This window comes from Corynebacterium sp. 335C (assembly GCF_053525695.1).
On record NZ_JASTTB010000003.1, the window covers coordinates 278,488 to 304,443 of the forward strand.

Annotated in this window: 24 protein-coding genes; 13 read left to right on the top strand and 11 right to left on the bottom strand. The window is 73.9% G+C overall.

The window, feature by feature from the left end; all coding sequences use genetic code 11:
• Window positions 1–74: 74 nt before the first annotated feature.
• Entirely contained in the window at window positions 75–713 is a 639-nt protein-coding gene (locus QQS41_RS11025; RefSeq protein ID WP_448852772.1) for a hypothetical protein, read from the top strand.
• A gap of 85 nt (window positions 714–798) precedes the next feature.
• On the opposite strand, the gene QQS41_RS11030 is transcribed toward QQS41_RS11025, so the two are convergent.
• Together QQS41_RS11030 and QQS41_RS11035 are read right to left on the bottom strand one after the other, a co-directional pair.
• Complete coding sequence (locus QQS41_RS11030) at window positions 799–2,220, bottom strand: FtsX-like permease family protein (RefSeq protein WP_448852773.1); 1,422 nt, start codon at window positions 2,218–2,220, stop codon at window positions 799–801.
• Entirely contained in the window at window positions 2,217–2,915 is a 699-nt protein-coding gene (locus QQS41_RS11035) for an ABC transporter ATP-binding protein (RefSeq protein WP_448852774.1), read from the bottom strand. Before QQS41_RS11035 ends, QQS41_RS11030 begins: the two co-directional genes overlap by 4 nt.
• 108 nt (window positions 2,916–3,023) lie before the next feature.
• Here QQS41_RS11035 and QQS41_RS11040 point away from each other — a divergent pair, with 108 nt between their 5' ends.
• Window positions 3,024–3,767, top strand: a complete 744-nt coding sequence (locus QQS41_RS11040) for a sensor histidine kinase (protein ID WP_448852775.1) — start codon at window positions 3,024–3,026, stop codon at window positions 3,765–3,767.
• Window positions 3,768–4,111: 344 nt separating this feature from the next.
• Window positions 4,112–5,077, top strand: a complete 966-nt coding sequence (locus QQS41_RS11045; RefSeq protein ID WP_448852776.1) for an MFS transporter — start codon at window positions 4,112–4,114, stop codon at window positions 5,075–5,077.
• Here the strand turns inward: QQS41_RS11045 and QQS41_RS11050 are convergent.
• The gene (locus QQS41_RS11050) at window positions 5,001–5,657 is read right to left on the bottom strand and encodes a FecCD family ABC transporter permease (RefSeq protein ID WP_448852777.1); all 657 of its coding nucleotides are present in this window, start codon (window positions 5,655–5,657) and stop codon (window positions 5,001–5,003) included. The two genes, QQS41_RS11045 and QQS41_RS11050, sit on opposite strands and share 77 nt — an antisense overlap.
• Before the next feature lie 344 nt (window positions 5,658–6,001).
• On the opposite strand from QQS41_RS11050, the gene QQS41_RS11055 reads away from it, so the two are divergent.
• The 3 genes from QQS41_RS11055 (at window position 6,002) to QQS41_RS11065 (ending at window position 9,830) form a co-directional block, all read left to right on the top strand.
• On the top strand, window positions 6,002–6,703 hold the full coding sequence (locus QQS41_RS11055; RefSeq protein WP_448852778.1) for a response regulator transcription factor: 702 nt from the start codon (window positions 6,002–6,004) through the stop codon (window positions 6,701–6,703).
• Between the two features lie 235 nt (window positions 6,704–6,938).
• Complete coding sequence (locus tag QQS41_RS11060; RefSeq protein ID WP_448852779.1) at window positions 6,939–9,626, top strand: ATP-dependent Clp protease ATP-binding subunit; 2,688 nt, start codon at window positions 6,939–6,941, stop codon at window positions 9,624–9,626.
• Window positions 9,627–9,656: 30 nt separating this feature from the next.
• Window positions 9,657–9,830, top strand: coding sequence for a DUF4236 domain-containing protein (locus tag QQS41_RS11065; RefSeq protein WP_448852780.1), 174 nt, complete (start codon window positions 9,657–9,659; stop codon window positions 9,828–9,830).
• Window positions 9,831–10,084: 254 nt separating this feature from the next.
• On the opposite strand, the gene QQS41_RS11070 is transcribed toward QQS41_RS11065, so the two are convergent.
• Both QQS41_RS11070 and QQS41_RS11075 read right to left on the bottom strand, forming a co-directional pair.
• A complete protein-coding gene (locus QQS41_RS11070; RefSeq protein WP_448852781.1) occupies window positions 10,085–11,503 on the bottom strand; it encodes a lipase family protein in 1,419 nt (472 codons plus the stop codon).
• Between the two features lie 80 nt (window positions 11,504–11,583).
• A complete protein-coding gene (locus tag QQS41_RS11075) occupies window positions 11,584–12,507 on the bottom strand; it encodes an A/G-specific adenine glycosylase (protein WP_448852899.1) in 924 nt (307 codons plus the stop codon).
• A gap of 27 nt (window positions 12,508–12,534) precedes the next feature.
• On the opposite strand from QQS41_RS11075, the gene QQS41_RS11080 reads away from it, so the two are divergent.
• Window positions 12,535–13,179, top strand: coding sequence for a carbonic anhydrase (locus QQS41_RS11080; RefSeq protein WP_448852782.1), 645 nt, complete (start codon window positions 12,535–12,537; stop codon window positions 13,177–13,179).
• Window positions 13,176–13,892, top strand: a complete 717-nt coding sequence (locus QQS41_RS11085; protein WP_448852783.1) for a hypothetical protein — start codon at window positions 13,176–13,178, stop codon at window positions 13,890–13,892. Before QQS41_RS11080 ends, QQS41_RS11085 begins: the two co-directional genes overlap by 4 nt.
• Window positions 13,893–13,996: 104 nt before the next feature.
• On the opposite strand, the gene disA is transcribed toward QQS41_RS11085, so the two are convergent.
• Genes disA through QQS41_RS11100 form a run of 3 tightly spaced genes read right to left on the bottom strand, consistent with a single transcriptional unit; the run spans window position 13,997 to window position 17,380 of the window.
• The gene (gene disA / locus QQS41_RS11090; protein ID WP_448852784.1) at window positions 13,997–15,082 is read right to left on the bottom strand and encodes a DNA integrity scanning diadenylate cyclase DisA; all 1,086 of its coding nucleotides are present in this window, start codon (window positions 15,080–15,082) and stop codon (window positions 13,997–13,999) included.
• The gene (radA, locus tag QQS41_RS11095; RefSeq protein ID WP_448852785.1) at window positions 15,079–16,575 is read right to left on the bottom strand and encodes a DNA repair protein RadA; all 1,497 of its coding nucleotides are present in this window, start codon (window positions 16,573–16,575) and stop codon (window positions 15,079–15,081) included. Before radA ends, disA begins: the two co-directional genes overlap by 4 nt.
• Window positions 16,576–16,594: 19 nt before the next feature.
• Entirely contained in the window at window positions 16,595–17,380 is a 786-nt protein-coding gene (locus QQS41_RS11100) for a hypothetical protein (RefSeq protein ID WP_448852786.1), read from the bottom strand.
• A gap of 156 nt (window positions 17,381–17,536) precedes the next feature.
• Here QQS41_RS11100 and QQS41_RS11105 point away from each other — a divergent pair, with 156 nt between their 5' ends.
• The 5 genes from QQS41_RS11105 to QQS41_RS11125 all read left to right on the top strand — a co-directional run bounded on the left by QQS41_RS11105 (window position 17,537) and on the right by QQS41_RS11125 (window position 22,900).
• Entirely contained in the window at window positions 17,537–18,103 is a 567-nt protein-coding gene (locus tag QQS41_RS11105) for a CarD family transcriptional regulator (RefSeq protein ID WP_448852787.1), read from the top strand.
• Window positions 18,104–18,288: 185 nt separating this feature from the next.
• Window positions 18,289–19,698 (top strand): cysteine--tRNA ligase, encoded by a 1,410-nt coding sequence (cysS, locus tag QQS41_RS11110; protein ID WP_448852788.1) that lies wholly within the window; start codon window positions 18,289–18,291, stop codon window positions 19,696–19,698.
• A gap of 54 nt (window positions 19,699–19,752) precedes the next feature.
• On the top strand, window positions 19,753–20,739 hold the full coding sequence (gene rlmB / locus QQS41_RS11115) for a 23S rRNA (guanosine(2251)-2'-O)-methyltransferase RlmB (RefSeq protein WP_448852789.1): 987 nt from the start codon (window positions 19,753–19,755) through the stop codon (window positions 20,737–20,739).
• Window positions 20,740–21,576, top strand: a complete 837-nt coding sequence (locus QQS41_RS11120; RefSeq protein WP_448852790.1) for a DNA adenine methylase — start codon at window positions 20,740–20,742, stop codon at window positions 21,574–21,576. It begins immediately after the preceding gene.
• A 46-nt stretch (window positions 21,577–21,622) separates the two neighbouring features.
• Window positions 21,623–22,900: a type II restriction enzyme gene (locus tag QQS41_RS11125; RefSeq protein ID WP_448852791.1), complete on the top strand. Its 1,278-nt coding sequence runs from the start codon at window positions 21,623–21,625 to the stop codon at window positions 22,898–22,900.
• On the opposite strand, the gene QQS41_RS11130 is transcribed toward QQS41_RS11125, so the two are convergent.
• From QQS41_RS11130 to QQS41_RS11140, 3 genes are all read right to left on the bottom strand, one after another.
• The gene (locus tag QQS41_RS11130) at window positions 22,897–23,898 is read right to left on the bottom strand and encodes a metal ABC transporter permease (protein WP_448852792.1); all 1,002 of its coding nucleotides are present in this window, start codon (window positions 23,896–23,898) and stop codon (window positions 22,897–22,899) included. The two genes, QQS41_RS11125 and QQS41_RS11130, sit on opposite strands and share 4 nt — an antisense overlap.
• The gene (locus QQS41_RS11135) at window positions 23,899–24,612 is read right to left on the bottom strand and encodes a metal ABC transporter ATP-binding protein (RefSeq protein ID WP_448852793.1); all 714 of its coding nucleotides are present in this window, start codon (window positions 24,610–24,612) and stop codon (window positions 23,899–23,901) included.
• A gap of 130 nt (window positions 24,613–24,742) precedes the next feature.
• On the bottom strand, window positions 24,743–25,828 hold the full coding sequence (locus QQS41_RS11140; protein ID WP_448852794.1) for a metal ABC transporter solute-binding protein, Zn/Mn family: 1,086 nt from the start codon (window positions 25,826–25,828) through the stop codon (window positions 24,743–24,745).
• Window positions 25,829–25,956: the final 128 nt, after the last annotated feature.

A 25,956-nucleotide genomic window follows, 5' to 3' on the forward strand; every position in this document is an offset into this window, starting at 1 on the left:
GTTCGGGGGTGAATGGACCGGCTCCGGCGGCATCCGGGCCGGTGGCGCGGCCGTCGTCGGGAACAATCGGAGGCATGGGCGACTACGGCAACGGGCAGGGGCGCGGCTTCGACGGCGAGTGGGAGCTGCCGCGCGACGACGGATACGGCGGGGCCCCGTACGGGGCGGGCGGCGACGGCTCCGGCGCCGCCGCCGCGCCCTCGACGTCGACGACCCGGTCGACGACGACGGTGCCTGAGTCGTCATCCCCGTCCCGCACCGCCACGACGACGTCCCGGACGACGACCTCCCGGACGACGTCGGAGGAGACGACGACGTCGTCGACCCGCCCGTCCGACGGCCCGGACGGCCCCGGCGGCGTGCAGGGCGACCCGTCCCATGACTGGGATTCGGGCGGGTGGCAGGACTCCGGAGCCCGGTGCGACGACGGCGACGTCTTCACCTACCTCCTGGAGACGGAGGACTACCTGGTCGCCCAGTGCATGAAGGTCGAGGAATCCCGCAGCTACTACGTCGGCGAGTCCAAGGAGACCGGCGACGTCTACGAGAACTGGTCGGAGCGGGAGGACGACGGCTGGGACGTCGCCCTCAACCGCGGCGAGGACGGGACCGTCGAGTACCGGACCCACCCGGGCAAGGGCCTCGTGGTGAGCAGCGGCGACGAGATTCTCGTCGACCAGCCGGTGGAGGCCGCCGTCCTCAACGCGGGTTAGCGGCCGCCGGGCGGGCGCGGGGGACGTCGTAAAGCACTGCCGCGAACCCGGATACGCGGAACCACCCGGTCCCCGCGCGGACCCCCTACCGCCGGCGGTCGTCGCGCAGGATGCGGCGCTGGATGGGCAGCGTCGCGGTGAGCGCGGCGAGCAGCAGGACCATGCCGACGCACAGCGCGGCGGCGATGATCGCCGGGCCGGCGATGGGCTCCAGATCCCAGGCCATCTCGTTGAGGGCCTCCGCGGCCGTCGTGAACGGGGTGCCCAGCACGTAGCCGACCAGCGCGGCGAGGACGGACGTCCCCGCGAGGGGGCCGGCGGCCTCGAGCCAGGAGACGGCGACGGCGCGGCCGGGGGAGACGCCCATGCGGCGCAGCGCGCGGGTCTCGTCGGCGCGCTCGAACGCGGCGGAGGCCTGGTTGACCATCACGGACACCGCCGCCAGGGCGAAGGCGAAGCCGGAGGTGAGCAGGAAGCCGGTGCGCAGGTCGGGCATCAGCGCCGAGACGAGCGTCCCCACCGCGTCGCCCATGTCCGGGTTCGCGCCGACGGGTATGCGGCCGAAGAACGACGCGACGAGGATGAGCAGGCCGATGCCGCCGATGCGCCGCCACGTCGCCGAGGGGTTCATGGCGACGCGGCGCGCGGCCCACGACACCGTCGCCGACGGCGCCCGCGCGATGACGCGGGAGGCGAGCTGGACGAACCACGGCATCGCCAGGTCCACGGCGAGGATGGTGCCGCCCATGACGGCCACCATGAACACCGCCCCGGACCTGTCGATCATCTCGTCCGCGCCGGGCATGAGGAGGACGGCGAGGATCATCGCGGCCAGCAGCAGCGGCCGCCACCAGCGCAGCGCGGCGGGGGCGGTGCGGCGGGCGACGCCGAGCGGGGAGATCCGCACCCGCAGCATGCTGATGGCGGACGCGGCGGCGGCGACCGCGGCGACGGCGGCGGCGACGAGGACATGGCCCCACCACGGCATCGCCATCTCCTCGTAGCGCACCGGCATCGCCTGCAGCGTCAGGCGGGCGAACAGGGGGAGGGCCAGCACGGTCAGCGCGCCGCCGAGGACGACGCCGAGGAGCAGCTGGACCATCACCTCCAGGAACGCCAGGAGGGAGACGCCGCCGCGGGTGACGCCGATGAGGCGCAGCGCCGCCAGGCGCCGTTCGCGGGAGCGGGCGCCGAGCATCGTGGCGGAGGCGGCGAGGTTCACCGTCGGGAACAGCAGCAGCGCGCACGCGATGGCGGCGAGCACCACGTAGCCGCGCAGCACCTGCTCCACCGTGTGGTCGGCGGCGACGGCCGCGGCGGCGAGGCCGGTCGGATGCTGCCACCGGTCCACCAGCATCCAGGTGCCGGCGGCGGTGATCGTCGCGATGAGCGTGACGACGGCGAACGCGGCGATGGACAGCACCGCGAGCACCCCGTCGCCGGTGCGGGCGGTCATGCGGGCGGCGGCGAGTTCGCCGGACAGGCGGACGAGGACGCGGTTGCTCATCGGGAACCGCCCCCGCGCAGGCGCCGGTCGGCGTGGATGCGGCCGTCGCGGATCTCCACCAGGCGGTCGCACCAGTTCGCGACGCCGGCGTCGTGGGTGACCATGACCAGCGCGGCGTCGTTCATCCGCGTCAGCGTCGTCAGCAGCTGCATGACCTCCTGGCCGGTCTGCTGGTCGAGCGCGCCGGTGGGCTCGTCGGCGAAGACGATGCGGGGCCGGCCGGCGACGGCGCGGGCGACGGCGACGCGCTGCGCCTGCCCGCCGGACATGTTGCCGGGCAGCTTCGCGGCGTGCTCGCCGATGCCGAGCTGGTCGAGCATCGCGTCGGCGGCGCGGAGCGCGTCGCGGCGGGACGTGCCGGTCAGGCGCATCGGCAGGGCGACGTTCTCCCGGGCGGGCAGCTCCGGCAGCAGCTGGCCGTCCTGGAAGACGAAGCCGAACTCCCGCAGCCGCAGCCGGGAGCGCTGCTTGTCGGACATGGCGGTGAGGTCCGCGCCGTCGAAGGCGACGGTGCCGGAGTCGGGGGACTGCACCCCGGCGAGGCAGGTGAGCAGGGTGGACTTGCCGGAGCCGGAGGGGCCCATCACGGCGACGGCCTCCCCGTGGGCGATGGAGAGGTCGACGCCGCGCAGGGCGGCCTCGGCCCCGAAGGACTTGGTCAGGCCGGTGGCGGCGAGAAGCGTGGTGTCGGTCATGTCCCTCATGTCACTCCGTCCGCCGCGCGTTTCCCATGGCCCGGAACCTAGTCTTCGGGTAGGGCCTGCCCCACCCCCGGGTCCGCGGGGGACCCTATCCTCGGTGCCGTGGCATGGAGCTTCCGGGGCAGGAGGGCCGGCGCGCGGGGCGCGTCGGCCGGCCGGGCGTCGGCGGACTACGAGGCGGAGATCGGCCGCCTCGTCGACTCCCGCCGCGCCATCGTCCGCGCCTACGAGGTGGAGCGCCGCCGCATCGAGCGCGACCTGCACGACGGCGCGCAGCAGCACCTCGTCGCCGCGGCGATGCAGGTCGGGGAGGCGCGCCTGGACGTTCCGGACGACGCGCCGGAGGTCGCCGCGCTGCTGGAGCAGGCGCAGGCGAGCATCGAGCGCTCCCTGGGGGCGCTGCGCGAGACGGTCCGCGGCATCCACCCGCAGGTCCTGGCGGACGCGGGGCTGGCGGCGGCGCTGGAGGACGCCATCGAGCACGGCGCCCAGGACGTCGTCCTCACCTGCCCGTCGGCGCTGCCGGATCTGCCGGAGGGCGTGCCGGCGTGCGCGTACTTCTTCGTCATGGAGTGCCTGGCGAACGCGGCGAAGCACGCGCCGGGCGCCCGCGTCAGCGTGCTGGTGACGGTGGGGGAGGGGCTGCGCCTGTCGGTCGTCGACGACGGCCCGGGCGGCGCCCGCGTCGTGCCGGGCCATGGGCTCGACGGCATCCGCGAGCGGCTGGCGGCCTTCGGCGGCGCCGTCGAGGTGTCGTCGCCCGTGGGCGGGCCGACGCGCGTCGTCGCGGACATCCCGCTGCTGCTGCACCGCGGCGAGTCCTCCGTCGTCCTGCCCGGGGAGTAGCGCCGCGGGGAGCGGTGCGGGGCGTGCGCCGCGCGTGCGGCGTCCGCGCGGCGTTCGCGTGACGACGTTCCCCGCCGCGGCATATTTCCCCGCGATATTCGGGGATATGTCCGTTAATGCGGTTCCGCGTTCGGTGGCGGGCGCCCGGCTGCAATATCGTCCGCGGGGTACATGCGAATGCCGGAGCGGAATTCCTTCCGCATTCCGGCGATGCCGCGGGAATTCATGCCCCGGAGTTCATTCGTCCGGTGTTTTCCCGCGAATGGCGGGAATCGCGCGGCATTCACCCGATGACGGCGCGTCCGGGCCGGCCGGCCCCGGCGCGCCCGGCGGAGGAGGAGACGATGGCGGAGCAGGCGGGAGCGGCGGCGACCGGGCGCGGGGGTCCGGAGGTGACGGACGGCCGGATGGTGCTGGCCATCTGGCCGCTGCTGCTGGCGGCGGCGCTGGGGCTCATCCCGTTCACGATCTTCAGCAACTTCCTCGTCGGCATCGGCGAGGTGGCCGGGCGCGCGCCGGAGGACGTCGGCGTCCTCCGCGGTCTCGGCGGCGTCGCCGCGCTCATCGTCGGCATCGGCTTCGCGCCGCTCATCGACCGGCTGTCGCGCCGCCAGATCGCCGGGGCCTCCATGGTCGCCCTCGCCGCGGCCTGCCTGGTCGGCGTCATCGGCCCGATGTGGACGTGGGTGGTCTTCTGCCTCGTCGTCGGCGGGGCCACGGCGACGCTGAACCCGGCCATCTCCGCGATGGCGGCCGACGCGTTCGAGGACGAGGCGACGTCGGGCCGCGCGGCGACGATGGTGTCGGCCACGACGACGCTGGCGGCGATGCTCGCCGCCCCGCTGCTGGCGTTCCCGGCGATGTTCTGGGGATGGCGCGGCGACCTCGTCGCCACCGCGGTGCTGTGCCTCGTCGTCGCGGCGGCGCAGCTGCGGCCGCGTCGGGGCGGCGACGCGACCGTCTCCTACGGCCCCCGCATCGGCTACGTCGAGCGCTTCCGCATCGCCACGCGGGTACCGGGGGCGCTGCCGCTGCTGGCCATCTCCTCCCTGCGCACGGCGGCGTTCATGGGGCAGCTGGCGTACATCGCCGTGTACTACGACCGGTTCTTCGGCCTCGGCCCCGGCCCGTTCTCCCTCATCTGGACCCTGTCGGGCTTCTCCTTCTTCGTCGGCAACTGGTTCGGCGGCAAGGCGCTGCGCGCCGCGCCGACGTACCGGGTGGCGGTGGTCGTCATGGCGGCCGCGTCAGCGAACCCAGGCTCCAGAAGACGACGGACTGCGCGGTCTCGGCGTCGTTCGCGCTGGTGATGATGAGGTTCGTCGCCGCCTGGAAGATGAATCCGATGGCGACGCCGGCCAGGACCAGGCGCAGCGTGGATCCCGATCGCCCCGAACCGAGCCACAGCACCAGGGCGGTCGCGGCGACGGCGCCCAGGAAGGCGGCCCCGCCCACGGCGACGGCACCGGTCGCGCCGAGCAGGATGATCGACGCGGCGGCGCCGGACGACGCACCGGAGCTGATGCCCAGCACGTAGGGCTCCGCCAGGGGGTTGCGGATGACGGCCTGCATGGCGACGCCGCTGATGCCCAGGATGCAGCCCACCGCGATGGCGGTGAGGATGCGCGGCACGCGGTTGAGCCAGATGATGGCCACGACGCTCGAGTCGTAGCCCGACAGGTCGCCGATGCCGAAGAGCTTCGAGCCCAGGATCTCGAAGGCCTCGGCGAAGGGCACCGCCGCGGAGCCGAAGCCCAGGCTCGCGGCGGGGGCGAGGAGCAGGCAGCCGGCGAGGACGGCGACGAGGATGGTCGACCGCGCGCCGTGGCGCCGGGTGGGCCGGGGGCCGGCCGGCCGGGGCGGGGCCTGCACGGCGCGCGAGGGGGTCATGTGCCGCCTTTCCTGCGGGAGCATCCCGTGCGCGTCCGCTCCGCACGGGTACGCCGGCGCGTCGTCCCGCGAATGCGGGAGCGCCGGGGAATGGGCCGAATGCTATGCGCCCGGGCATTTGCGCGCAATGTGGCCGGATATTCATGCATTTCGCTTTTTCATCTATCGCGCAGGCGCCGAAATGAATATCGTTCGCATTTCCGGCGCGAAATATCGCATATATGCGGAGATAAACTCATGGCCAATTGCGCATGTCGAATCCGGCAGCGTCCTTTTCCGCATGCGGCGCCGATGGTGGGGCGCGCCCCACCCCCGGGCGCCGCGCGGCGCCTACGATCCCGGGCGTGACCGACACGACGCCCGACCCCGTCCGCGTTGTCCTCGCCGACGACTCCGGCCTGCTGCGCGAATCCCTGGCGGCGATGCTCGCCCGCCGCGGGTTCCCCGTCGCCGGGCAGTGCGCCGACGCGGAGTCCCTGCCGCCGCTCGTCGACGACCTCGTCGAGGCGGGCACCGCCCCCGACGTCGTCATCACCGACGTCCGCATGCCGCCCGGCATGGCCGACGACGGCCTGCGCGCCGCCGCGGGGATCCGCCGCGCCCACCCCGGCATCGGCATCGTCGTCTGCTCCCAGTACATCGCCCCGGCCTACGCCCGCGCCGTGCTGGAGATGACCCAGCCCGCCGGCCGCGTCGGCGGCACCGGCTACGTGCTCAAGGACTCCGTCGGCCGCGTCGCGGACTTCCTGCGCACCGTCCGGGCGGTCGCCGACGGCGCCGTCGTCATCGACCCGCAGGTCGCCGGCGCCATGACCCGGACCTCGCCCGGCATCGCGTCGCTGACGCCGCGGGAGCGGGAGGTCCTCGAGCTCATGGCCGAGGGCCTGTCGAACGCCGACATCGCGCGGCGGCTCGTGGTGTCGGGCGCCGCCGTCGGCAAGCACGTCTCCGCGATCCTCATGAAGCTCGGCCTGCCGCCGGAGGAGGACAACCGCAGGGTGAAGGCCATCCTCGCGTACCTCGGCGACGTCGCCGCCGACGGCTAGCCCTGCCTCGCGGGCTTCGCCGCACCGAAAACCGGTCGGTCCTGGGTCCGGGGAAACCATGTGAAATCCCCGCCATCGGCGCAGCTCCGGGGCTGTTCGCTGTCGGCGTACGCCGGAGGGGAAGGATCGTGCGGGGGCCGTCGTTAAGCTCGGTGCAAAGACGTACCGGGCGGCTGCGCTCCGTCGGCCCGGCTGCTTCGACGAGCCAACGAGGAGCACGAGGAGAACGATGGCGATGTTCGAGAGGTTCACCGACCGCGCCCGCCGCGTCGTCGTCCTGGCCCAGGACGAGGCACGCGAGCTCAACCACAACTACATCGGCACCGAGCACATCCTGCTCGGCCTCATCAGCGAGGGCGACGGCGTCGCCGCCAAGGCGCTCGAGTCGATGGGCATCTCCCTCGACGCCGTCCGCAGCGAGGTCGTGGAGATCATCGGCCGCGGCGCCCAGCCGCCGTCGGGCCACATCCCCTTCACCCCGCGCGCCAAGAAGGTGCTGGAGTACTCCCTGCGCGAGGCGCTGCAGCTCGGCCACAAGTACATCGGCACCGAGCACATCCTCCTCGGCCTCATCCGCGAGGGCGAGGGCGTCGCCGCCCAGGTCCTGGTCAAGCTCGGCGCCGACCTGCCGCGCGTCCGCCAGCAGGTCATCCAGCTGCTGTCCGGCTACCAGGGCGAGGACGCCGACGGCGAGTCCGGCGGCGCCCGCGGCGCCGGCCCGGTCGGCGCCGGCGCGGGCGGCCGCGGCGAGGGCGGCGCCGGCCAGCAGTCCGGCTCCCTGGTCCTCGACCAGTTCGGCCGCAACCTCACCGTCTCCGCCCGCGAGGGCAAGCTCGACCCCGTCGTGGGGCGCGAGAAGGAGATCGAGCGCATCATGCAGGTGCTGTCGCGCCGCACGAAGAACAACCCGGTGCTCATCGGCGAGCCCGGCGTCGGCAAGACCGCCGTCGTCGAGGGCCTGGCGCTCGACATCGTCAACGGCCGCGTGCCGGAGACGCTGAAGGACAAGCAGCTCTACTCCCTGGACCTCGGCTCCATGGTCGCCGGCTCCCGCTACCGCGGCGACTTCGAGGAGCGCATGAAGAAGGTGCTCAAGGAGATCAACCAGCGCGGCGACATCATCCTGTTCATCGACGAGATCCACACCCTCGTCGGCGCCGGCGCCGCGGAGGGCGCCATCGACGCCGCCTCCATCCTCAAGCCGAAGCTGGCCCGCGGCGAGCTGCAGACCATCGGCGCCACCACGCTCGACGAGTACCGCAAGCACATCGAGAAGGACGCCGCCCTGGAGCGCCGCTTCCAGCCGGTCAACGTGCCGGAGCCGTCCGTCGACATGACCATCGACATCCTCAAGGGCCTGCGCGACAAGTACGAGCAGCACCACCGCGTCTCCATCACGGACAAGGCGCTCGTCGCCGCCGCGACCCTGTCGGACCGGTACATCAACGACCGCTTCCTGCCGGACAAGGCCGTCGACCTCATCGACGAGGCGGGCGCGCGCATGCGCATCAAGCGCATGACCGCCCCCGCGGACCTGCAGGAGATCGACGGCCGGATCGCGGACGTGCGCCGCGAGAAGGAGGCCGCGATCGATGCGCAGGACTTCGAGAAGGCCGCCGGCCTGCGCGACACCGAGCGCAAGCTGGGCGAGGAGCGCAAGGAGCGCGAGAAGAAGTGGCGCTCCGGCGCCTCCGACGCCATCACCGAGGTCGGCGAGGAGCAGATCGCGGAGGTGCTGGCCAACTGGACCGGCATCCCGGTGTTCAAGCTGACCGAGGAGGAGTCCACGCGCCTGCTGCGCATGGAGGACGAGCTGCACAAGCGGATCATTGGCCAGGAGGACGCCGTCAAGGCGGTCTCCCGCGCCATCCGCCGCACCCGCGCCGGCCTGAAGGACCCGAAGCGCCCGTCGGGTTCGTTCATCTTCGCGGGCCCCTCCGGCGTCGGCAAGACCGAGCTGTCGAAGGCCCTGGCGGAGTTCCTGTTCGGCGACGACGACGCGCTCATCCAGATCGACATGGGCGAGTTCCACGACCGCTTCACGGCCTCGCGCCTCTTCGGCGCCCCTCCGGGCTACGTCGGCTACGACGAGGGCGGCCAGCTCACCGAGAAGGTGCGCCGCAAGCCGTTCTCCGTCGTCCTGTTCGACGAGATCGAGAAGGCGCACAAGGAGATCTACAACACCCTCCTGCAGGTGCTCGAGGACGGCCGCCTCACCGACGGCCAGGGCCGGGTCGTGGACTTCAAGAACACGGTGCTCATCTTCACCTCGAACCTGGGCACGAAGGACATCTCGAAGGCCGTCGGCATGGGCTTCTCCAGCGTCGGCGAGCAGGACGAGGCCGGCCAGTACGAGCGGATGAAGGACAAGGTCCACGACGAGCTGAAGAAGCACTTCCGCCCCGAGTTCCTCAACCGCATCGACGAGATCGTCGTCTTCAAGCAGCTGAACCAGCAGGAGATCGTCGAGATGGTCGACCTCATGCTGGCCCGCGTCCGCGACCAGCTGGTGGAGAAGCGCATCGCCCTGGACGTCTCCGACCAGGCGAAGAACCTGCTGGCCAAGCGGGGCTTCGACCCGGTGCTCGGCGCCCGCCCGCTGCGCCGCACCATCCAGCGCGAGATCGAGGACAAGCTGTCCGAGCAGATCCTCTACGGTCAGGTCGGCATCGGCGACGAGGTCGTCGTCGACGTCGACGGCTGGGACGGCGAGGGCGACGGCAAGGACGCCTCCTTCACCTTCGTCACCCGCCCCGTCGCCGACGACGCCGGCGATGACGCGGAGGCCGACGCCCTGGGCGGCGCCGACGGCACCGTCGCGGCCGGCGCCTCCGACGTCGAGGGCGCGGCCGACGAGGCCGTCGCCGACGAGGCCGGGAACGCGTCCGGCGAGCCCGGTTCCGACGACGAGCAGCGCGGCTAGACCCGCCGCCCGACCACGAAAGGCGAGGACATGGGACTGTTCTTCCGCAAGCGCAAGAAGCTGGGCGACGACTCCTGGCTGAACTTCTCCGGCTCCGGCGTCTCCGCGTCGAAGCGCATCGGCCCGGTGACGTTCAACAGCCGCGGCGGCGTCTACGTCAACCTGCCCGGCGGGCTGGGCTGGCGCGGCCGCTGGCGCAAGTAGCGCGCCGGCATCCGGCGGCCGGCTGCGCATGAGCCGCGCGGTCGCCGGGTAGCGCGCCGCACGCGCCCGCCGCCGGCGGGCATGACGACGGGGCGGCCCGCATCCGATGGGATGCGGGCCGCCCCGTCGCCGTCGTCACGCATGTGGTGCGCGCGCCGGGTGACGCGTGACGACGGTGACCCGGCGCCCGGCCGTCTCGACCGGGTCGGCCGGGGGTCGGACCGGCCGGGCGCGCCCGGCAGCGGGCGACGCCGCTAGAAGGAGCCGCAGTCCGACGGCGTCGACGGTCCGTCGCCCAGCACCGAGGACTCGAGGAACTCCCACTGCCCGTCCCGCGTCTCGCGGGAGGCGAGGCCGTGGTTGATGAGCGGCCCCACGTCCTCGTTCATCGACGTGAAGCGGACGTCGGCGCCGGCGGCGCACCAGTCGCGGCCCAGCTGCCGGCCCTGCTCGAACGGCACGATGTCGTCGGCGACGTTGTGCGTCATGAACACCGGCGCCTCCGGGACGAGGCGTCCGATGCGCTGCTCGTCGACGCGGGCGCGGATGCCGTCGTTCTCCCTCAGGTGCTCCGACAGGCTGCGGCCGTCGACGCTGTACATCGCCGTCTTGCGACCCTTGAAGCGCAGCATCGTCTCCGCCGCGCACTGGTCGTTCACCGTCTCCAGCATCCGCTTGCCCCGCTCGTTCATGAGGCGGTCCAGCTGCGGCTCCAGCTCCGGGTAGGCGGCGACGAGGCCGTTGATGTTGTAGCCCACTGCGCCCGACAGGACGGAGCCGTCGATGGTGCCGGCGACCTCCGCCAGGTTCGCCGGCACCGCGCCGGCGACGACGCCCCGCAGGTCCAGCTCGGGCGCGTACGACGGGGCGAGCTCCGCCGCCGACGCCGCGGCGCCGCCGCCCTGCGAGTAGCCGGAGATGCCGACGGGCCGGTCCGCGCCGTCGCCGTCGAGCGCCAGGCCCGCGCGGGCGGCGTCGAGGACCGCGTGGCCCTGCGATTCCCGCAGCATGTAGGTGTGCGTGCCGGGCGTGCCCAGGCCCTCGTAGTCCGTCAGGACGACGGTCCAGCCGCGGCCGGCGAACTCCTCCACCGCCGCGTCCGTCATCCGCCCCTCCAGCGCCGACTTCGACGGCGCGCACCGGTCGGCCATGCCGGAGGTGCCGGGCGCGACGACGAGCAGCGGCCGTGGACCCTCGCCCGTCCACCCCTCCTCCGAGGTGACGCGGACGGCGGTGACCTCCATCGGCTCGCCGTGGGTGTCGCGCGAGGCGAAGGTGAAGGGCGTGACCTGCAGCGGCTCGGAGCGGCTCGCGGCGCCACCGGAGGAGCCGGCGCCGGGGAGGGAGGAGTCCCCGTCGCCTGCGCCGTCGGCCGCGTCGCCCATGCCCGACTCCGACGACGTCGGCAGCACCGACTGCGCGGAGGAGGACTCCAGCACCGTGCCCGGCGCCGGCGCGGCGGGGGAGGCGGCGCCGGAGGACTTCGTCCCGGTCTGCGACGCGGCCTGCTCGACCTCGTCGCCCGCCGTGGCCGTGCACGCGGCGGCGAGCATGGCGGGCACCAGCAGGGCCGGCAGGACGGCGGTGGGGGAGGGGCGCGGGCCGCGGCGGGCGGCGCGCGCGGGCCGCGAGGTGCGTCCGGCGTTGCGCGGGGAGCGGGGCAGTTCCGTCATGAAAGGAAAACTAACATCGGCCGGGCCGTCACCTCCGGTGGCGTGACGGGTGTTTCGCGTGCGATCCGGGCGCGCCGCCGCTACTCCGGCAACCGGAACAGCCCGTCGTCGTCCTGCTCCGCCAGCCCGTCCTCCAGCAGGGAGAACAGGCAGCGGGCGCGCTGCGGGGCGTCGGGCCACGCCTCGTCCAGCCGCGCCTGGGGCACCGGGGCGGAGGCGCCGCGCAGGACGTCGAGGAGCCGGCCGCGGCACTGGCGGTCGGTGCCCTCGAACCTCTGCACCCGCCTCCTCGCGGCCGCCAGCTCCTCCTCGTCGGGCGCGGGGCTGCCGGCCAGCACCCACTCGCAGTCGTCGGCGACGGGGCACGCGCCGCATTCGGGGGAGCGGGCCGTGCACACGAGGGCGCCGAGCTCCATGAGGCCGACGCCGAACTCGGCGGCGGCGCCGTCGCCCTCGACGCCGTCGTCGGGCAGCAGCTCCGCGACGGCGTCCATGTCGGCGCGGCGGGCGACGCCGGGCAGGAAGGAGCCCTGGCGGTGGCGGCGCAGCACGCGGCGGACGTTGACGTCGACGACGGGCACGGGCCGGCCGTAGTGGAACGCGGCGACGGCGCGGGCGGTGTAGTCGCCGATGCCGGGCAGCGCGAGCAGCTCGTCGACGTCGTCGGGCACCTCGCCGCCGTGGCGCTCCGCGATCGCGGCCGCCGCCTCCGCCAGCCGCAGCGCGCGGCGCGGGTAGCCGAGCTTGCCCCAGGCGCGCAGCACCTCGGACTTCGGGGCGGCCGCCAGGTCGGCGGGCTCCGGCCAGCGCTCCATCCACTCCTCCCACCGCGGGGCGACGCGGGCGACGGGCGTCTGCTGGCTCATGACCTCGCTGACCAGGACGCCCCAGGCCGTCGTCCCGGGCGCGCGCCACGGCAGCGGCCGGGCGTTGCGCTGGTACCACCCGACGACGCGGCGGTGCAGCCGGTCGGGGGTAGGGCGGGCGGGCGCGTGGGCGGCGATGTCGGGCACATGGCCACAATAGAAGGCATGAGTCGCACCCCCAACACCGTCCTCCGGGAGCTTCTGGAGGGGAACTCCCGCTTCGTGGACGGCAATTCAGCCCACCCGCACCAGGATCCGGCGCGGCGCCAGAAGGTCACCGCCGGCCAGAACCCGAAGGCGGTGGTGCTCGCCTGCTCGGACTCCCGCGCCCCCGTGGAGATCATCTTCGACCAGGGCCTGGGCGACGTCTTCGTCATCCGCACCGCCGGCGAGATCACGGATCTGTCGGTGCTGGCGTCGCTGGAGTTCGCCGTCGTCAGCCTCGGCGTGAACCTCGTCGTCGTGCTCGGCCACGAGTCGTGCGGCGCGGTGAAGGCCGCGAAGCAGGCGCTGGACGGAGGGGAGCTGCCCGGCGGCTTCCAGCGCGTGCTCATCGAGAAGGTGACGCCGTCGCTGCTCGCCGCCCGCCGCGACGGGCAGACGGACATCGAGGACTTCGAGCGCCGCCACGTCCGCGAGATCGCGAAGCACGTCATCGACCGCTCGCCCGAGATCCGCGCGAAGATCGACTCGGGCGAGGTCGGCGTCGTCGGCATGCGCTACCGGCTGTCCGACGGCGGCGCGGAAATCGTCGCCGCCCGGGGCGTCGACCGGGATCTGGCCGGGGTCGCGGATACCCTGGAGACGTGACCTACTCCGATCGGCGCAACGACGGGCGGGAGCTGCCCGCCTACATCTACCGGCGCCGCCGCGTCGCGGCGGTCGTCCTCCTGATCGTGCTCATCGCCGCCGTGGTCCTGGTGGTGCGCTGCGCCGCCGGCGGCGGGGACGGGGAGCGGACGGCGGCCACGGGGGCGTCGCGGGAGTCCATCACGGAGGAGCGGCCGGAGGGCGAGTCCGTCACGGCCGCGCCCGGCGGCTCGGAGGAGCCGTCCGCGTCGGAGTCCGCCGAGGAGACGGCGCCGTACGCGGTGCCGTCGCCGCCGCCGGAGACCGTCGACAAGGACACCTGCGAGCTCGCCGATCTGCGGCTGACGGTGCAGTCCGACCAGCCGAGCTACTCCGGCGACCACCAGCCGACGTTCAGCCTCATCGTCTACAACCCGACGAACGCGGACTGCGTCGTCGACCTCGAGGCCAACAAGGTGCGGTTCGAGACGTACGCGATGGCGGACTACGCCCGCGTGTGGTCCGACGTCGACTGCCACGAGTCGGAGGGCCGCGGCACCGTGACGGTGCCGCCGCGCGGCGAGGTCGTCTACGAGTCGACGTGGGGCCTGCGCACCTCCGCCCCGGGCAGGTGCTCCGAGCAGGAGCGCGTGCCGGCGGAGCGCGGCCCGCACCTGGTCTACGGCCTGCTGGGCGACCGCAACTCCGAGGCGTCCACGTTCAACCTGCTGTAGCCGCGCGCCCGGGTGCGCGTCGTGTCGCGTGACGACGGCACCCGCCCCGGCCCGCACGCCGGCGCCCCGGCCCGCCCGCCGCGTGGTGCGGCGGCCGGCGCCGCCTAGCCCAGCGCCGGCGGCGCCGACCCCTCCGCGGCGTGCGGCGCCAGCCGATCGAGGCCCTGCCGGATGTGCCCGGCCCACATCGGGCCCAGCCCCGGCACCTCCGCCAGCTGCACCCGGGAGGCGGACATGAGGCCGGAGAGGCTGACGAAGCGGTCGACGAGCCGGTCCATGAGCGGCTCCGGCATCCGCGGCACGCGGGCGAGCGCCCGGTAGCCGCGCGGGTCGACGCGCTCGGCGAGGCTCTCGGGGTTGCCGGAGAAGCCGAGGACGCGGGCGATGGCGACGGGGCCGACCAGGTCGCCGTCGTCAAGCTCCGACAATGCGGCGGCGGCCTCCGCGACCTCGTCCGCCGACGGTGCGCCGGTGACGCTGACCAGGTAGTCGCGCAGCAGCAGGCGGCGGGCGCGGGCGGTGTCGGCGATGAGCTCGTCGAGCTGCATGCCCAGCCCGTGGCCGTCGCTGCCGAGCTCCAGGACGTCGCGGGCGACGGCCTCGCCCGTGCGGCGCAGCAGCTCGGACAGGCGCAGCACCCCGGCGGCCTCGCCGGAGGACGCGAAGCCGTGGAGCTCCGCGGCGAACAGGCGCCCCTCCTCCGCGTCGAGGCGGGTGCGGTAGCGCTCGATGGTCGCCAGCGCCTGGTTGGCGCGGGCGAGGATGGCGGCGGAGTCCTGCAGCACGTGCCGCGCCCCGCCGGCGTAGACGGTGACGATGTCCATCGACTGGCTCACCGCGATGACCGGCACCCCGGCCTGCGCGGAGGTGCGCTCTGCGCTGCGGTGGCGGGTGCCGGACTCCTCCGTCGGCACGGAGCGGTCGGGCGTGAGGTGCACGTTCGCCCGGCGGATGCGGGAGCCGTCGGCGGACAGCACGACGGCGCCGTCCATCTTGCACAGCTCGCGCAGGCGGGTGGGGGAGAAGGCGACGTCGAAGGCGAACCCGCCGTCGCACAGCGCCTCCACCTCCTCGCCGTGGCCCAGCACGATGAGCGCGCCGGTGCGACCGCGGCGGATGCGGTCGAGCGCGTCGCGGATGCCGGTGCCCGGCGCCAGGCGGCGCAGCAGGTCGGCGCTGATGCCGGTCATCCGCCGTCACCGTCGCCGTCGGTCGCGGTATCGCGTGACGACGCCCGCCGCCCGGCCTTCGCGCCGGAGCCGCGGCCGCCCGTTCCGGAGCCGCGGCCGCCGCCCAGCGCCGCGTCGAGCGCGGCGGCGACGGTCGGGGCCTCCACGGCGCGGATGCCGTCGACACGGTCGGTGCCCGGCGGGACGACGGCGCGGGTGAAGCCCATCCGCGCGGCCTCCTTCAGCCGGCGGGCGGCGTCGGGGACGCGGCGGACCTCGCCGGCCAGGCCGAGCTCACCGAGGACGACCAGGTCCTTCCGCACCGTGCGGCCCGTCATGGACGACGACAGCGCGACGGCCACGGCGAGGTCGGCGGCGGGCTCGTGCAGCGTCATGCCGCCGACGGTGGCGGCGTAGAGCTCCAGGCGGGACAGCTGGGCGGCGCCGCCGTGCTGCTCCAGGATGGCGGCGATCATGGGCACGCGGCGCGGGTCGAGGCCCGTGACGGTGCGCCGCGGGCTGCCGCCGCCCCCGCCGGCGACGACGAGGCCCTGCACCTCCGCCAGCAGCGGGCGGCGGCCGTCGACGGCGACGGTGATGGCGGTGCCGGGCGCCGGGTCGCGGTGGTGGAGGAACAGGCCCGTGGGGTCCGGCACCTCCCGGATGCCGTCGGAGGTCTGCTCGAAGCAGCCGACCTCGTCGGTGGCGCCGAAGCGGTTCTTCAGCCCCCGCAGGAACCGCAGGCCGGTGTGCCGGTCGCCCTCGAAGCTCAGCACCGCGTCGACGAGGTGCTCCATCACGCGGGGGCCGGCGACCGTGCCGTCCTTCGTGACGTGGCCGACCAGCAGGACGGCGACGCCGGTGTTCTTCGCCAGCGACGTCAGCGCGGCGGTGACGGCGCGCGCCTGGGCGACGCCGCCGCGGGTGCCGTCGACGCCGGCGGCCTGCATGGTCTGGACGGAGTCGACGATGAGCAGCCCCGGCCGCGTCTCCTCCGCCAGCCCCAGCACGGAGCCGACGTCGCCCTCGGCGGCCAGCAGCAGGTTGTCGTCCAGCGCCCCGGTGCGCCCCGCGCGCAGCCGGACCTGGCCGGGCGACTCCTCGCCCGTGACGTACAGGGCGGGCGACTCCCCCTTGCGCGCCCACCGGTAGGCCACCTCCAGCAGGAGCGTGGACTTGCCGACGCCGGGCTCGCCGGCCAGCAGCAGCACCGAGCCGGGCACGACGCCCCGGCCCAGCACCCGGTCGAGCTCCCCGATGCCCGTCGGCACGGCGGTCGCCGACCCCTCGGCGATCCCCGTGATGGGGCGGGCCGGGCGGGCGGGACGGACCGCGGACACGACGGAGCCGCCCGCGCCGGACGACGCGGACGGCCCGGAGCCCCGGGACGAGGTCGCCATCTCGACGGCGACCTCCTCCATGGTCCCCCATTCCCCGCAGGAGGGGCATCGGCCGACCCACTTCGACACGCGGTGCCCGCAGGACGTGCACCGGTACGACGGCCCCTTGGCCATGCTCCCGCCCCTCGGGGGACTAGTTGTTCAGCGAGTAGCCGGTCTTCAGGCCCTTGGACTCGTCGGACGGGACGCCCTCGAGGACCTCCTCCGACTCGCCGCGGGTGCGGGCGATCGGGGACGCGGCCTCCTCCGGCACGTCGGCCAGGCCGCGGGTCTCGGCGTCCTCGTTCGTGCGGTCGGTCAGGCCGGCCTGCGGGATGAACGCGGAGATCGGGGAGTAGAGGGTGAACTCCTGCTTGTCGCCCTCGTTGGAGGAGAAGGAGTAGGTGACGTTGCGGTTCAGCGCGGCGGCGTTGCCGTCGACGCCGACGATGGTGTCGGCCGGGATCTCGGCGGTGAACCAGGCGATGCAGGCCGGGTTCTGGTCGGCCATCGGGGTCATCGTCTCGATGGAGCGCGGGGAGTCCACGACGATGGAGCAGTCGCGCGGCAGGATCGCGCCCTCGCCCTGCGCGGCGGCGGCGTAGGTCGGGGTCTCCGCGACGCGGGTGAGCTGGACGTCGCCGATGCCCTCGACGTTGACGGAGTCCAGGGTGTAGACCTCGCCGGAGCGCTCCTGGTTGACGGCCGTGAACTTCAGCGCCGCGCCGGCGTTGGCCTCGGAGTCGTCGAAGACGACCTGGGAGTCGCGGACGGCGACGCCGCCCGGGACGGCCTCGGAGCTGTTGCGGGCGCCGTCGACGGCGGCGACCTGGTCGGCGGTCTGGGTCAGCTGGCCGGCGGAGCACGCGGTCAGGGCGACGGCGGCGCCGGCCGCGACGGTCGCGAGGGCGCCGCGGCGGATGGCCGAGGAGAGGGTCATGATGAACGTCCTCCATGCGGGGTCGAGGATGGGGCTTCTATGGAACGACACCTTAATGCGTTCACAGGCTCTTCTCATACTACCGCGTGCCGCCCCGGGGGGAGGAACCGAGCCCGTGTTAGACTGGGAGGCCGCTGAAAGGGGAGTGGAGAGCACATGGAATTCGCCGTTGGGGACACCGTCGTCTACCCGCACCACGGGGCCGCGAAGATCGAGGACATCATCGAGCGCGACATGTTTGGTGAGACCATGACGTACCTCGTCCTCCAGATCCTGCAGTCGGATCTGAGCATCCAGGTGCCGGCGAAGAACGCCGAGCTGGTCGGCGTCCGCGACGTCGTCGGCGAGGAGGGGCTGCTGAAGGTCTTCTCCGTCCTGCGCGAGACGGACGTGGAGGAGGCGGGCAACTGGTCCCGCCGCTACAAGGCCAACCAGGAGCGCCTGGGCTCCGGCGACATCAACAAGGTGGCGGAGGTCGTCCGCGATCTGTGGCGCCGCGACCAGGACCGCGGCCTGTCCGCCGGCGAGAAGCGCATGCTGTCGAAGGCTCGCCAGGTGCTGGTCGGCGAGCTGGCGCTGGCCGAGGGCATCGACGACGAGAAGGTCTCGGAGACCTTCGACCGCATCGACGCGACCATCGAGCGCCACCGCGCCGCCTCCGGCGAGGGGGAGGCCGCGGAGGCGAAGGCCCCGGCCGGCGCCGTCGACCTCGACGAGGCGTAGCCGCGCCCGGCGTGACGCGCCGCGCGCGACCGCGCGCGGCGTTCGTCGTCACGCATCGCCCGCGCATCGCGTGAGGTGCTTTGCGACGGTCCCCGCGCGGCCCCGCGGGCCCCGGCCCGCGCCGCGGTCCCCCGCGGCGTTCGGCGGTGCGGGGGCGCGTCGGCCCGCCCGCTAGACTGGCGCGCGTGACTTTCCGAATCTTCGACACAGCCAGCCGCACGCTCCGGGACTTCGAGCCGATCCGCGACGGACACGCCTCGATCTACCTGTGCGGCGCGACGCCGCAGGCGCTGCCCCACATCGGGCACGTGCGCTCCGGCGTCGCGTTCGACGTGCTGCGCCGCTGGCTGATGGCGAAGGGGCTGGACGTCGCGTTCGTCCGCAACGTCACCGACATCGACGACAAGATCCTGACGAAGGCGGCGGAGAACGGCCGCCCGTGGTGGGAGTGGGTGTCGACGCACGAGCGCCACTTTACCTGGGCCTACGACCAGCTCGGCGTGCTGCCGCCGTCGGTGGAGCCCCGCGCCACCGGTCACGTCACCCAGATGGTGGCGTACATGCAGAGGCTGATGGACAACGGCTTCGCGTACGACGACGGGGCGGGCAACGTGTACTTCGACGTCGCCGCCTGGTCCGCCGCGGAGGGCTCCGACTACGGCTCCCTGTCCGGCAACCGGGTGGAGGAGATGGAGCAGGGCGAGCCCGACTCGCCCGGCAAGCGCGGCGCCCACGACTTCGCGCTGTGGAAGGCGGCGAAGCCGGGCGAGCCGGCGTGGCCGACGCCGTGGGGCGAGGGCCGGCCCGGCTGGCACCTCGAGTGCTCCGCGATGGCGACGTACTACCTGGGCGAGTCCTTCGACATCCACTGCGGCGGCCTGGACCTGCAGTTCCCGCACCACGAGAACGAGATCGCGCAGTCCCACGCCGCCGGCCACGGCTTCGCCAACTACTGGATGCACAACCACTGGGTGACCATGGCGGGCGAGAAGATGTCCAAGTCCCTGGGCAACGTCCTGTCCGTGCCGTACATCCTGGAGATGGTGCGCCCGGTGGAGCTGCGCTACTACCTCGGCAGCGCCCACTACCGCTCCGTCCTGGAGTACTCGGAGGAGTCGCTGCAGGAGGCCGCCGCCGGCTACCGCCGCATCGAGGGTTTCCTGGCCCGCGCCGCGAAGGCGCTGGGCGAGGTGCCGGTCGGGCAGTGGACCCCGGAGTTCGAGGCGGCGATGGACGACGACCTGGGCGTGCCCCGCGCCCTGGCGGAGATCCACAACGCGGTGCGCCGCGGCAACCAGGCCCTGGCGTCGAACGACCGGGAGACGGCGGCGCGGATCGCCAGCGAGGTGCGGGCGATGGCCGCGGTCCTCGGCGTCGACCCGATGTCGGAGAAGTGGGCGCAGGGCGGCGACGGCGGCTCGGAGAAGGCGATGCACGCCCTCGGCGTGCTGGTCGGCTCCGAGCTGGAGACCCGCACCGAGGCGCGGGCGAACAAGGACTGGGCGACGGCGGACGCGGTGCGCGACCGGCTGACGCAGGCCGGCATCGAGGTGACGGACACGGCCGACGGGCCGACCTGGTCCCTCAAGGACTAGGGCGGTCCCCGGAGACGCGGGACCCAGGAAGCGGACGAGAGGTTTACTGAGGACATGGCGGGCAACTCCCGGCGCCGCGGCGCGGTGCGGAAGACGACGAAGAAGGGCGCTGCCGGGGGCACCGGCGGCCACAAGCGCGGGCTGCGCGGCAAGGGCCCGACCCCGAAGGCGGAGGACCGCGTCTACCACGCGGCCCACAAGCGCAAGCGGGATCAGCAGCGGCGCGACCAGGGCCGCCACCAGAAGGAGGCGGTCGACCTGGTCGTCGGCCGCAACCCGGTGGTGGAGTGCCTGCGGGCGAAGGTGCCGGGCCAGGCGCTCATCGTCGCGCTGGGCACCGACAACGACGACCGGCTGGAGGAGGCGGTGCGCCTGGCGGGCGACCGCGGCATCCCGGTGCAGGAGGTCCCGCGCCACGAGCTGGACCGCATGACCGGCAACGGCCAGCACCAGGGCATCGGCCTGGAGATCCAGCCGTACCGCTACATGGCGGTGGAGGACCTGATGGGCCGGGCGGAGGCGTCCGGGACCCCGGGCCTCATCGTCTGCCTGGACAACATCACCGACCCCCGCAACCTCGGCGCGGTCATCCGCTCCGCCGCGGCGTTCGGCGGCCACGGCGTCATCATCCCGGAGCGACGCTCCGCCGCGGTGACCGGCGTCGCGTGGCGGACCTCCGCCGGCACGGCGGCGAAGCTGCCGGTGGCGCGGGCCACGAACATGGTGCGCGCCCTGCAGCAGCTGCAGAAGGCGGGCTACCAGGTCGTGGGCCTCGACGCGGGCGGCGACCACACGCTGGACACCTACGACGGCACCACCCCGACCGTCGTGGTCGTCGGCTCGGAGGGCAAGGGACTGTCCCGCCTGGTGCGCGAGACGTGCGACACCATCATGTCCATCCCGATGGCCGCGGGCGTGGAGTCCCTCAACGCCTCCGTCGCCGCGGGCGTCACGCTGTCGGAGTTCGCCCGGCAGCGGCGGGCCGCGGGCCAGGGCGGTTCCGGCCGTGGTGGCGCGGGCCGCGCGGGGGCCGGCGCCTAGATGGTCGCGCCCGTCATCAAGTGGGCGGGCGGGAAGCGGCAGCTGCTGCCGGAGATCCGCGCCCGCCTGCCCCGCGACGCCGCCGGCGGCGACGTGACGTACCACGAGCCGTTCCTCGGCGGCGGCGCGGTGCTGTTCGACCTGCAGCCGGCGCGCGCCCGCGTCGCCGACGTCAACGTGGAGATCATCAACCTGCTGACGGTCATCCGCGACGACGTCGACGCGCTCGTCGGCGCCCTCCGCGGCCACGAGGCGGCCAACGGCCCGGACCACTTCTACGAGGTCCGGGCGTGGGACCGCGACCCCGCGTGCTTCGCGGAGCGCCCGGCGGTGGAGAAGGCCGCGCGGATGCTGTACCTCAACAAGACCTGCTACAACGGCCTCTACCGCGTGAACCGGGCCGGGCAGTTCAACGCCCCGTACGGGCGGTACGCGAAGCCGAACATCGTCAACGAGGCGGGGCTGCGCGACGTGCACGCCTACCTCCGCGGCGCCGACGTGGACCTGGCCGTGCGCGGCTTCGCGGAGTCCTGCACCGCGGCGGAGCCCGGCGACGTGGTCTACCTGGACCCGCCGTACGACGTCGTCAGCGACACCGCGAACTTCACCGGCTACGCCCGCGACGGCTTCGGCCGGGCGGAGCAGGAGGCGCTGAAGGCGGCGTGCGACGACCTGGACGCCCGCGGCGTGCGGTTCCTGCTGTCCAACTCGGCGACGCCGTTCATCCGCGGCCTGTACGCGGACTACCGCGTCGACGTGGTGCGGGCGTCGCGGGCCATCAACTCCAACGCCGCGCGCCGCGGCAAGGTCGACGAGGTCCTGGTCCGCAACTACTGACGACGTCGCCCGCGCCGTCGCAGGCCGCGGGCGGGAAGGGGGCCGCGTGGGCTCTGGCGGGACGAGGAACGACGTCGCGTGGGCGGCGGCCGTCGACGCGCTGGAGCTCGACGCCCGCGTGGGGGCCCGCGGGTTCGCCGACGTCACGGCCGACGAGCTGAAGCGCCACGGCGGCCGCGAGCCGCGCCTGATGGCGAAGATCGACCACCGCGGCCAGCTGCCGCGGGCGCTTGCGCGGCGCGGATGGGGCATCCTGCCGACCCGCCGCGGCGGTTACCGCATCGGCCCGTTCGGCATGTTCGCGGAGCTGCCGGAGCCGCCGCGGCTGGCGCATCCCCTCACCGTCGACGAGTCGCTGGAGACCGTCCGCGCCGGCCGCGGCCTGTCGGAGACGGCGGCGCTGTTCCTGCTGCAGGCCTCCGGGGCGTTCGCGGACTTCGCCGGGGAGGAGTCGATGGCGGTGACGTCCTTCGGCCGCCGCGGCACCGGCGCGTTCTCCTTCGCCGCCGACGGCGTGCCCGTCGACGTCGACCGGGCGCAGATGGAGATCGACGCCCTGCTGGAGGGTCCGGGCTCCATCGCGGTGGTGGAGGCCAAGCGCGAGGGCGACGGCTCGTACCTGCTGCGCCAGCTGTTCTACCCGTGGCGCTCGCTGTCGCTGGAGCACCGCAAGCCGGTGCGGCCGATGTACCTCGTCGTCGGCGACACGGGGCTGCGGCTGCTGGAGTTCGCGTTCGACGACCCCTCGCGGCATGATCCGCCGCGGCTGGTCGCACAGCGGCGCTGGGTGTTCGCCGCGGAGTCGTGGCGGCACGCGACGCTGGCGGACCTGGCCGCCGGGCCGGCCGCTCCCGAGCCGGACGACGTGCCGTTCCCGCAGGCGGATTCCGTCGACCGCCTGCTGGCCTTCGTCGCGGCGGTGGGCGACGGCCGCGGCTCGCGGGAGGAGCTGGGCCAGGAGTGCGCCTTCGTCGACCGGCAGGTGGACTACTACGGCAACGCCGCGCGCTACCTCGGCTTCCTGGGCGGGGCGCCCGGGCGTCAGGAGCTCACGGACGCGGGCCGGGAGCTGCTGGCCGCAGCACCGTCGGAGCGGTCGTTCCCCGTCGCCCGGGCGGTGCTGGCGCACGCGCCGTTCCGCCGGATCCTGGCGGGGGAGGACGCGGCGGCGGTCATCGCGGACGCCCGCCCGGATCTGGGGGCCGCGACGGTGCGGCGCCGGGCCCGCACGGCCCGGTCGTGGATCGAGTGGCTGCGGGAGCGCGAGGCCGCCGCGCGGGGCGGGGCGCCGCCCGGCGCCGGCGGCACCGCCGCGCTGTTCTAGGTCGCGGCGGGGCCGGTGCCGCGCGTGCAGCGGGCGCCCGGCACGGTGTCGCCCGGGGAGGCCGCCGCGCCGCCCGCGGCGCCGCCCGCGGCCGCCCCGCCCGCCATGCCCGCGGCGAGGCCGGGGTCGTCGGCCCAGCGGCGCGCGGCGTCCTCGTCCTTCGACGCCCGGCGGCCGCGCACGGCGCCGATGATGCGGCAGACGAGGTAGATGAGGAAGCTCAGCATCGTCACCGGCACGGACACCGGCACGCCCGGCGCCAGCGACAGGATGACGCCGCCGACGGCGGCGATCTCGGCGAAGACGACCGACAGGACGACGGCCCGCACGGGCGAGGACGTCACGTGGGCGGCCGCCGCGCCCGGGGTGATGATGAGGGAGGTGATGAGGAGCGCGCCGACGATCTGCACGCCCTGCGCCGCGGTCATGCCGGCCAGTACGGCGAACACGACGCCGAGGGTGCGCACCGGCACGCCGGCCGCGGCGGCCATGACCGGGTCGGCGGAGGCGAACACCAGCGGCCGCCACAGCAGCAGGATGACGGAGACGACGACGGCGGCGATGACCGCCAGCAGCACCACCGACTGGTCGGACAGGCCGACGATCTGTCCGGTCAGCAGGGCGAACGCCGTGGACGTGCGGCCCGGGTACAGGTGGATGAACAGCACGGACAGGCCCATGCCGAAGCCGAGGACGACGCCGACGATGGCGTCCTGCCCGCCGCGCCGGCCCAGCAGCACGAGGATGACCGCGGCGAGCACGGAGCCGACGACGGCGCCGCCGCCGACGGAGACGCCCGCGAGCAGCGCGGCGGAGGCGCCCATGAGCGCCAGCTCGGAGGAGCCGTGGACGGTGAACGACATCTGCCGCATGACCACCAGCGGGGTGACGAAGCCGCAGACGATGCCCAGCAGCGCCGCCGCGATGAGCGCGGACTGCACGAACCCGACGCCGAGCAGCTCGGAGGTCAGGGGGATGAACTGGTCGAGGGACTCCATCTAGATCACCACCATCTTCCCGCCGACGGTCGCGACGGCGATGTCGGTGCGGTACAGGTCGGAGAGGGTCTCCGACGTCATGATCTCCTCCACGGGCCCGACGCGGTGGGCGTGCGGGGTGATGTAGAGGATGCGGTCGCAGTAGCCCAGGATCGGGTTGATGCCGTGGGTGACGAACACGACGGCGGTGCCGTGCTCCCGCCGGCGGCGGTCGAGGCGCTCGACGGCGGCCTTCTCCGCGGCGGGGTCGAGGCTGAGCAGCGGCTCGTCGCACAGCAGCACGTCGGGGTCGCGGATGAGGGCCTGCGCCTGGCGGACCAGCTGCTGCTGGCCGCCGGAGAGCGTGCCGACGCGCCTGCCGGCGATGCCGCGGGCGCCGACGGCGGCGAGCGCCTCGTCGACGCGTTTCCGGGTGCGGCGCCGGCGGAGGACGGAGTGGTCGAGCGACAGGCCGACCATGTCGCGCACGCGCATCGGCAGGTCGGGGTCGAACATCCGCTGCTGCGGGATGTAGCCGACGACGCCGTTGACGTCGACGGTGCCCGCGGTGAGGGGGCGGGTGCCCAGCGCGGCGTTCAGCAGCGTCGACTTGCCGACGCCGTTGGGGCCGAGCACGGCGATGAACTCGCCGGGCCGGACGTCGAGGTCGAGGCCGCTCCACAGCGGCTCGACCGCGGCGCCGCGGTAGCTGAGGACGGGTGTCGTGTCGCTCACGTGTGCTCCGTAGGTCGGGGTGCGCGCGGGTCGGGGCCCGCGCATGACGACGCCCCGATCCCGGCCGCGGCGCGGCCCGGACCGGGGCGTGCGGGCCGTGGCGCGGGGCGCCGCGGCGTCCGTGGTCAGGTTACTTCGTGGCGGCGTCGCCGGTCTTCTGCATCTCCTCGATGGTCTTGAGGTAGAGGTCGAAGAAGGACTCGCCCTTCGCCGGGGTCTCCCACACCTTCACGATGGGCAGGCCCTCCGCCTCGGCGGCCTCGACGAGGCGCTCGGAGACGGCGTCGGTGGTCTGCGGGGAGTCGATGAGGAAGTCGAGGTCGCCGGACTTGATGAGCTCCAGCATCTCGTTGACGTCCGCGGCGGCCGGCTCCTGCTCGTTCAGCGTGGCCTTGCGGAAGCCCTCCGGGGTGATGTCGTGGACCTCGGAGTTCTGGATGATGTAGTCGCCCAGCGGGTGGGTCTGGGCGACGTGGTAGTGGCCGAGCTCGCGCTTGGCCTCGGTGATCTCCTCGACCTTGGCGTAGACGGCGTCGGGGTCGGTGATCTCCTCGCCGGCCTTCTCGTTCACGGCCTTGGACAGCTCCTCGGCGACCTTGGTGATCGCGTCGGTGGAGTAGAAGACGTGCTCGTTGGCGGTGATGTCGGTCGAGTCGCCGTGGGAGTGGCCGTGGGCGTGGTCGTGGCCTTCCTCGCCGTGGGCGTGGTCGTGGCCCTCTTCGCCGTGGTCGTGCGAGTGGTCGTGGCCCTCTTCGCCGTGGGCGTGGTCGTGGTCGTGGCCATGCGCGTGGTCGTGGCCGTGCTCGTCGGGGGCGAGCGCGGAGACGATGACGGCGTCGGTGTCCTTCGCCGCGGACGTCATCCACACGTCGTAGTGGCCGCCGCCGGCGACGACGATGTCGGCCTGCTCGATGAGCGCCATGTCCTGGGCGGACGGCTGGTAGGAGTGCGGGTCGGCCTCGTTGGAGTCGATGATCGGGGTGACGGAGACGTCGGCGTCGCCGACGACCTCGTTGGCGACGTCCGACCACGTGTTGGTCGAGGTGACGACGGTGACCTTCGCGGTCTCGTCGCCGCCCGACCCGGCGGCGGTCGTGCCGGCGTCGCCGCCGGCGTTCTGGTCGTCGGAGCAGGCGCCCAGGGCCGCGGCCAGGCCGGCGGCGGCGAGGAGCGCCGCGCTGCGGCGGAGCGTGGGACGGTGGATGGTGGTGGTCATGCCCGCGATGCTACCGGCGAACTGAAAATGGTTTCCAGGTAGGCGATGTTTATCTGCGCACGCGCGCAATCCCCGCGTGCGCCGCCGCCGTCGTCCGCGACCTGCGCGCTTTCCGGGCCTCGCCCGCG